The 2,911-nt window shown below is 64.2% G+C and carries 2 protein-coding genes; one reads left to right on the forward strand and one right to left on the reverse strand.

Annotated features, from left to right (window positions below; genetic code table 11):
• The coding region (locus tag VN047_RS14800; RefSeq protein WP_325543947.1) for a helix-turn-helix domain-containing protein at nt 1-1,154 on the reverse strand (1,154 nt) is incomplete at its 3' end.
• Nucleotides 1,155-1,293: 139 nt separating this feature from the next.
• On the opposite strand from VN047_RS14800, the gene VN047_RS14805 reads away from it, so the two are divergent.
• Complete coding sequence (locus tag VN047_RS14805; protein ID WP_325543949.1) at nt 1,294-2,886, forward strand: isocitrate lyase; 1,593 nt, start codon at nt 1,294-1,296, stop codon at nt 2,884-2,886.
• The last annotated feature ends 25 nt before the right edge of the window (nt 2,887-2,911 follow it).

Consider the following 2,911-nt stretch of genomic DNA (forward strand, 5'->3'; position numbering starts at 1 on the left):
CGATCTGTCGCGCCGGGCGCGGCGACCGAGCGGCTTTGCGTGAACCAGCGCGATCCGTCCTCCAGTTCGACCAGATCGGCGACCACCTCGCCCGGGCGCGCGAAGGCTTCGTGAACGCCCCACAGCGGGCAGCGCGCGTCGCCGTCGACCAGCGGCGACTGGCTCGCGCCGGCGTAGCGCTTGCTCCCCTGCCCCGCGCGGTCGATGCGCAGCATGAAGAAGGGCATCCCGCGCGCGCCGACACGCTGCAACGTCGTCAGCCGGTGCGCGACCTGCTCGTAACCCGCGCCAAAGCGCCGCTGGAGTAGCAGCAGGTCATATCCGGTCGCATCGCAGGCGCGCAGGAAACGGCTGTACGGCATCATCAGCGCCGCGGCGAAATACTGGATCAAATGCCGTTCGAACAGCCTGGCTGCCGCAGCTTCGGCAAATTCGGCGCCCGCGACGAGCGCGTCGATTTCGGCCTTCGCCTCGATCTGCGCCAGCGTCGCGGCCGCCTGAAAGGTGCGCGACGCGGGGCGCAGCAGTTCGTTCAGCATAAGTTGCCGCGCGTGCCAGTCGAGCCAGCGCAGCCGGTCGGGCATCACGTCCGACGGCAATATCCGGATGCCAAGCTGATGCCGCGTGCGCAAACGCTCCGAAATCGTGCCATAAAGATCGCCGCCCGCGAGCCGCAGTTCATCGGCCAGTTCCTCGGCGCGCGCGTCGAGATCGGGAAAGTGATTGCGCCATTTCTCGATCGCGCGGCGGACGGCGGCAACTTCGGGCGCATCGGCTTCCGCTTCGGCTCGCCCCTCGGGCGCCGCATCGAACAACCGGGCGAACGCCGCCGCGGTCGCGGGCGCCGTTTGCAACCACTCCTCGACCTCCTGCGACCCGATTCCCAGATCGGCAAAACGCGGATCGGCCAGCCGCCGCCGCAGCCCTGCAAGGCCCCCCGGCAACTCTTCGGCGCCGAGCTTCGCGGCGTCGAAACCAAAGCGTTCGGCCAGCCTGACGATGACTGTGGCACTCAGCGGTCGCTGTCCATGCTCGATCAGATTGAGATAGCTTGGCGAAATATCGAGCGCCTCGGCCATGGCGGCTTGGGTCATTCCCGCCTCGCGCCGCACCTTGCGCACCGCCGGCCCCGCAAATATCCGCCGCTCCGCCATCGTTTGTAACTTTCTTTACCTATTTACACGCTGATTTACACCGTTAGGCCATATTTCACAAATAATATTGACAAAGCTTTTCACTTTGCGCGGCACTTTCGCCAACTTCCGCCCATCAGCTTCGAACAAGGACACGACGATGGGCTATCAGGAAGACATGGCGCAGGCAGGCCGCCTTATCCGCGATTACGACGGCACGTGGGATGGCATCAGCGGCGAAAGCATCGCCCGCATGCGCGCCCAGAACAAGTTCAAGACCGGCCTCGACGTCGCCCGCTACACCGCACGCATCATGCGCGCCGACATGGCCGCCTATGATGCCGACCCCGCGAACTACACCCAGTCGCTGGGCTGCTGGCACGGCTTCATCGCGCAGCAGAAGATGATCTCGATCAAGAAGCATTTCGGCACCGTCAAGGGCCGCTACATCTATCTCTCGGGCTGGATGATCGCGGCGCTGCGCAGCGAATTCGGTCCGCTGCCCGACCAGTCGATGCACGAAAAGACCAGCGTTCCGGCGCTGATCGAGGAAATCTACACCTTCCTCCGCCAGGCCGACGCCCGCGAACTCGGCATGCTGTTCCGCGACCTCGATGCCGCGCGCGCCGAGGGTGACGAACTCAAGGCCAAGCAGGTTCAGGCCGCGATCGACAATCACGAAACGCATGTCGTGCCGATCATCGCCGACATCGATGCGGGCTTCGGCAACGCCGAGGCGACCTATCTGCTCGCCAAGAAGATGATCGAGGCCGGCGCTTGCGCGCTGCAAATCGAAAATCAGGTCTCGGACGAAAAGCAGTGCGGGCATCAGGACGGCAAGGTCACCGTGCCGCACGAAGATTTCATCGCGAAGATCCGCGCCTGCCGCTACGCCTTCATGGAGCTCGGCGTCGAGGACGGCATCATCGTGACGCGCACCGACAGCCTCGGCGCGGGCCTCACCAAGCAGATCGCCTTCTCGAAGGAACCCGGCGACTTGGGCGATCAGTATAACAGCTATCTCGACTGCGAAGAGGTCGACGGCGCGGGCAACCCCGGCGACGTCCTGATCAACCGCGACGGCAAGCTGATGCGCCCGAAGCGGCTGGCATCGAACCTCTATCAGTTCCGCCCCGGAACCGGCGAGGATCGCTGCGTAATGGACTGTATCGCGAGCCTGCAGAACGGTGCCGACCTCTTGTGGATCGAGACCGAAAAGCCGCACATCGAACAGATCGCCGCTATGGTCGACCGCATCCGCGAAGTCGTCCCCAACGCGAAGCTCGCGTACAACAATTCGCCGAGCTTCAACTGGACGCTGAACTTCCGCCAGCAGGTGTTCGACGCGTGGGAAAAGGACGGCAAGGACGTCAGCGCCTATGACCGCGCCAAGCTGATGAGCGCCGATTACGACGCGACCGAGCTGGGCGAAGAGGCCGACAACCGCATTCGCACCTTCCAGCGCGACGCGGCGAAGCGGGCGGGCATCTTCCACCATCTCATCACACTGCCGACCTATCACACGGCCGCCTTGTCCACCGACAATCTCGCCAAGGAATATTTCGGCGACGAAGCGATGCTCGGCTACGTCAAGGGCGTCCAGCGCGCCGAGATCCGCCAAGGCATCGCCTGCGTGAAGCACCAGAATATGAGCGGCAGCGACATCGGCGACGATCATAAGGAATATTTCGCCGGCGAAGCGGCCCTCAAGGCCGCGGGCAAGGACAACACGATGAACCAGTTCGCCGCCTGACACGAGTTAGGCGCGGGGGCCCGTT

Source organism: Sphingopyxis sp. (genome assembly GCF_035565275.1).
Lineage (GTDB): Bacteria > Pseudomonadota > Alphaproteobacteria > Sphingomonadales > Sphingomonadaceae > Sphingopyxis.